This window comes from Rhodothermales bacterium (assembly GCA_013002345.1).
Lineage (GTDB): Bacteria > Bacteroidota > Rhodothermia > Rhodothermales > JABDKH01 > JABDKH01.
Genome location: JABDKH010000322.1, coordinates 1 through 4,599, shown reverse-complemented (window position 1 = coordinate 4,599; position 4,599 = coordinate 1). Strand labels below are relative to the sequence as shown.

5 protein-coding genes are annotated in these 4,599 nt (G+C 59.5%); 1 reads left to right on the top strand and 4 read right to left on the bottom strand.

All coding sequences use genetic code 11. The features are described from left to right. Positions 1-721 (bottom strand): peroxide stress protein YaaA (yaaA, locus tag HKN37_15385; protein ID NNE48034.1); only part of this gene is annotated, 721 nt, incomplete at its 3' end. A gap of 52 nt (positions 722-773) precedes the next feature. Further along, the gene (locus HKN37_15380; GenBank protein NNE48033.1) at positions 774-1,112 is read right to left on the bottom strand and encodes a YtxH domain-containing protein; all 339 of its coding nucleotides are present in this window, start codon (positions 1,110-1,112) and stop codon (positions 774-776) included. A gap of 502 nt (positions 1,113-1,614) precedes the next feature. Here HKN37_15380 and HKN37_15375 point away from each other — a divergent pair. Next, positions 1,615-2,718, top strand: coding sequence for a 3-oxoacyl-ACP synthase III family protein (locus tag HKN37_15375; GenBank protein NNE48032.1), 1,104 nt, complete (start codon positions 1,615-1,617; stop codon positions 2,716-2,718). 12 nt (positions 2,719-2,730) lie between these two features. Here the strand turns inward: HKN37_15375 and HKN37_15370 are convergent, their stop codons facing one another. Together HKN37_15370 and HKN37_15365 are read right to left on the bottom strand one after the other, a co-directional pair. Then, the gene (locus tag HKN37_15370) at positions 2,731-3,948 is read right to left on the bottom strand and encodes a beta-ketoacyl-[acyl-carrier-protein] synthase family protein (protein ID NNE48031.1); all 1,218 of its coding nucleotides are present in this window, start codon (positions 3,946-3,948) and stop codon (positions 2,731-2,733) included. A gap of 8 nt (positions 3,949-3,956) precedes the next feature. Then, complete coding sequence (locus HKN37_15365; protein NNE48030.1) at positions 3,957-4,223, bottom strand: acyl carrier protein; 267 nt, start codon at positions 4,221-4,223, stop codon at positions 3,957-3,959. Between the last annotated feature and the right edge of the window lie 376 nt (positions 4,224-4,599).

Below are 4,599 nucleotides of genomic sequence, written 5' to 3'. Positions count from 1 at the left end.
GATGCACCCAGGGCCGGACGAGCTCGAGATCCTCGACTGCTTCCCGGACGACGAAGTTTACAAACTGACCGGCAAGGGCGTTCTGATCCTGAAACGTTCGCTTGCCTTTTCTGACTCGCGCAAACCTGACGCGTATCATCTCCTTATACGCGTGCTGGTCGATCCAGGCGTCTTCGAGATCGTCCGGGAGTACGTTCCAGACAACCTTGTCAGCAAGGCGCTCGTTGAGCAGCGGACTCATGGCCTTGCGCCAGTATTCTTTCGCGCTCTTAACTCCACGGAGCTTCGCGTTCATATTCAGATAGTACTCCGGGATCAGGTCGTCGGGGCGGAGCACTCCGAACAGAGCCGAGAAGATGACACCGTTCTCCAGGAGCCGACGCTGCGCGCCGGTTGGCAGCGCCTGAAAGTTCATTGACGAGTAGAGTACGCCCGGGCTGTATCTGTCGAGAGCAGATGTGAGCGGCGCGTCAAACAGAGCGAGATCTGTCTGGATGGCCGCCTCGAGAGCATCTCCTTTCAGCCCGATCAGATCGGCGACCTTATCGTCGGCCTCGATCCGGTCTTGCAGCAACGAGATGAGGCGCCGGCGCTCTGGATTGAGCTCGTGGAAATAGTTGAAGGTGTTCGAGGATCGGTAATCGAACATGTCCGGCGCAAATGGATTGCCGCCGGACGTCTTCTCCTCGGAGGAAGCCAGAAGAATGGAAAAGTTGGCCATGGAGGGTATCGCGGAAGCTCAAGTCTTCCGCCGGTCGCAAAGGTCAGCGGCGTCAGCCGGTCGATGCCTCACTGCGTGAGGAACGCCCGCGCTGGACCTCACCGAGTAGCGCGTCGATGTCGTCCCGGATCTTCTGTGCCTGCTGCTTCGCATCTTCCACCAGCTCGTCGCCTTCACGGCGAGCATCGCTGCTGTCTTCGTCGGACACTACCTGATCCACCAGCGTACCGACGCGACGCGACAGATGTTCAAGCTGGAACGCCAGACGACGACGGATCTTCCGTCCCTCTTCCGGTGCAAGAAGCAGGCCGAGCGCAAAGCCTGCGGCACTCCCCAGGAGAACACCCCATGCTCCGGCACGAATAGATCTGCCAATCGAGTCTCGCTTCATTGAATTGTGCAAGTCGATGACGAAATAAGTAAAGTCCAGGAAGAAGCTATCGCGAACTGTGGCCGCGGCCTCAACAGGCCCGAACGCGCCTCAAGCAACCTAGCGGGTCTTCTTCTTGTGACGGTTCTTGCGGAGGCGTTTCTTCCGCTTGTGGGTCGCGATTTTATGTCGCTTTCGCTTTCGGCCACAGGGCATTAGCAAACCCTCTCTATTGTAATAATGGGCAGTAAGTACAGAAACTTAAAGGTACAGTTAGCCCGGGTTGTGTGCAACGAGCCGATTCCCGCGCAGTTTCGGACCCGGATTGAAGATCCCGTTCATTTGCCGCACGCTGAATGGGGTGCAATTGCCCCTTATCGCTCGAAGTTTCAAGACTATGTGTAGCAATTGGACAGGGCAATCGGCCGTGATATCTTCCAAATCCTGAATTCGAAGAGCGCAGAACGGCGTGGTCGCCTGGCAGGTCGCTCGATAATCCTCCATTAAACGCGAATTGCGGCAAATGCCAAACCCCAGAGTACTCGTCAAAGGTGTTGGAGCCTATTTGCCCGGTGAACGCGTAGCCGTTGAGGAGATCGACAGCTATCTGGGAAAGATTCCCGGCGTCGACATGACGAAGTTCTACCGCATCATCGAGAAGTATGCGGGCGTCAAGTATCGTCATTATACGCTCGAGAAAGGGAGTGGCAAACTGCTGGAGGACAGCCCCGCGCTGGCGTTCAACGCGGCCAGGCTGGCGCTCGAGCGGGCAGGCATCGCGGGATCGGACGTGGATCTGATTATCACGACCACAACTACCCCGCCCTACCTGCGGGCCGGTCTGGCTAAAGAGGTCAGACGTTTGCTCGGCAACTCCGGCTGTGCCACGTACGATCTGTGGGGCGCCTGCACCGGCGTGCAGCAGGCCATCACCCTGGCCGTCGGCGGCATCCGGTCCGGACTATTCCGGAACGCGCTGCTGATTGGAGTCGAAGTGGTCTCGACATCAGGTCGTGCAGAGAACATCACGGCAGACAAGATCGGGCGGTACGAGATGTTGCTCCGGGCGGCCCTGGGCGACGGCGCCGGTGCGCTCGTGCTGTCGGCGTCCGACGATCCCTCCGATCAGGAAGGAGTGCTGTACACGAAAAGCGGGACCGAAGGAGACACGGAAACGGCGTTCCACCGCGAAGCCGGTGGCAGCACCCTGCCCTTCAATCAGGAGACGTTCCAAGAGGGCCTGCAACACTGGCAGCACGACTTCTCGCGGATGGCGATGGAGGGCAAACCGTACTTCATCGAACTGATTCGTCGTACGCTCGAAGAGGTCGGGATTCCGATCAGCGACGTGGCGCACATCGTTCCGGCCGCAGCCAACTTCAATTATTTTCGCACGGAAGAACTCGCGAAGTCCGCCGAGCAATCGGACCTGCTTGAGCAGGTACGTGAGAAGGTGTTTACGAATTTCTCTGAGGCCGGCAATATCCCGTCGGCAGCCGTGTATGTGGCGCTGAACGAGCTCTTCGAAGAGGGCAAACTCGAAAAGGGGAGCCTGATCCTCCTCTCATCTATTGAGGGAGCTACCTGGGGATGGGGGTCCAGCCTGCTGCGCTGGCACGGAGCGTGACGAGCGAGCCGCTCACGTCCAGCGCCTGAGTACGAGGGCGGCGTTGAGTCCGCCAAAGGCGAACGAGTTCGAAATGGCGGCGTCGACCTGGGTCTCCCGCGCTTCATTCGGGATCACGTCGAGGTCGCATTCCGGATCAGGATCCACGAAGTTGGCGGTGGGCGGCAGTACACCGCGGTGCAGGGCCAGCGACGTGGCTGCGGCTTCCAGCGCGCTTGATGCGCCGAGCGCATGGCCGTGCATCGACTTGGTTGCGCTCACCTGAAGCGTGTCGGCGTGATCGCCGAAGACCTGCCGGATCGCCCGCGTCTCCATCGGATCGTTGGCCGTTGTTCCTGTGCCGTGCGCGCTCACGTAGCCGATGGCTGACGCTTCGAGGCCGCCATCGGAGAGCGCTGCTCGCATCGCGGCCGCCGCTCCATCGAACGAAGGATGCGTCAGATGATGCGCATCCGCGGACATCCCGAATCCCGCAATTTCCGCGATGATTGTCGCGCCGCGCTTCGCTGCCGACTCCTCGGTCTCTAGAACGAGCATGGCCCCTCCCTCCCCGAGAATCATACCCTGGCGCTGCATCGAAAAGGGCCGGCATGTGTCGGGTGCCACAACCCGCAAAGCTTCCCATGATTTCAGATTCACGTAGCTGAACGGTGCCTCGCTTCCGCCTGCGATCGCGTAGTCGATCAATCCACTGCGCACCATCCAGAACGCCTGGCCGATCGCGTGATTCGACGACGAGCATGCGGTGGAAACGGTAAACGCCGGTCCCGTAAACCCGAACTCCATCGTGATCTGGCTGGCGGAGGCGTTCGGCATCACGCGCGGGATCACGAGCGGTTGGGCCCGCGTCCGTTGCTCTGCGTAAAGTTGATAGAAGGCTTCGTCGGTCGTCGACTGGCCTCCCACGCTGGATCCCGTCACGACGCCGGTGCGTGCCCGCAGCTCGTCCGACCACTCGATGCCGGAAGCTGTCACCGCTTCCCGCGTGGCGAGCACGGCAAACTGGCAGAAGCGGTCGAGCTGATTAAGCTGACGTCGTTCGAAATGATCTTCGGGGACGAACCCGCGAACTTCTGCCCCGTTCTGGAAACGCATGGTGCTACGATCAACGAGCTCTATAGGCCCGATACCGGACCGCCCGTTGGTCAGAGATTCCCAGAATGCCTCAACGTCGTGACCGAGCGCCGATACGGCGCCAATGCCTGTCACGACGACGCGTCGGTGACTCATGAATCTTCCTAGTCGGAAGTTCCGTTTTTCGAACCCTTGTGGGCAAGGTGCTTTTGAAAAGACTCGACGGCTTCGCGGACCATGGTCATGCCAAGCACTTCCTCGCTCGGGAGCGAGACATCGAACTCCTCTTCGAGCTCGGACATGATCGTGAGTCCGTCCAGGGAGTCGACGCCCAGTTCTTCGAACGACGTATCGAGGTTTATCTCGTCGGGAGTGGTGCCCGCATACTCAGCGATGAGGGCGAAGACTTTAGTAGTTACGACGTCGGACATTCAAACCTCTGATTGGGTCAATCGGTGCCTGCGGATACAGCCTGAGTTGAAACCGGCACCCGGTCCGGCGCGGCTTGGCAAACGGACAACTGCGGGCGGGAGCGTGTATCCAGAATTAAAAACTAGCCAAATACGGCGGTGCCTCCAAATATGTATCGGCGGCGCATTCTGTATTCAAACCAACTCCTTGATCGATCGGGGCCCGGCACTGCTCCGGGAGAGTGGCACACAGATTGCAATGCAGTCAATTAACTCCGGCCGCCCTCCTTGGCTGGAGCCCACAGGTGCCAAAAGCACCATACGGAAGCGCTCCGTCGCCAGGTGGTCGTGTTGGGTGAGCACGGCTACCTGGCTTTCTTTTTGGACAGAGATTTGA

What these genes read in the sequence shown, in the direction of transcription:
- HKN37_15380 (NNE48033.1), bottom strand. Translation starts at nt 1,112, where the DNA reads ATGAAGCGAGACTCGATTGGCAGATCTATTCGTGCCGGAGCATGGGGT.
- HKN37_15375 (NNE48032.1), top strand. Translation starts at nt 1,615, where the DNA reads ATGCCAAACCCCAGAGTACTCGTCAAAGGTGTTGGAGCCTATTTGCCC.
- HKN37_15370 (NNE48031.1), bottom strand. Translation starts at nt 3,948, where the DNA reads ATGAGTCACCGACGCGTCGTCGTGACAGGCATTGGCGCCGTATCGGCG.
- HKN37_15365 (NNE48030.1), bottom strand. Translation starts at nt 4,223, where the DNA reads ATGTCCGACGTCGTAACTACTAAAGTCTTCGCCCTCATCGCTGAGTAT.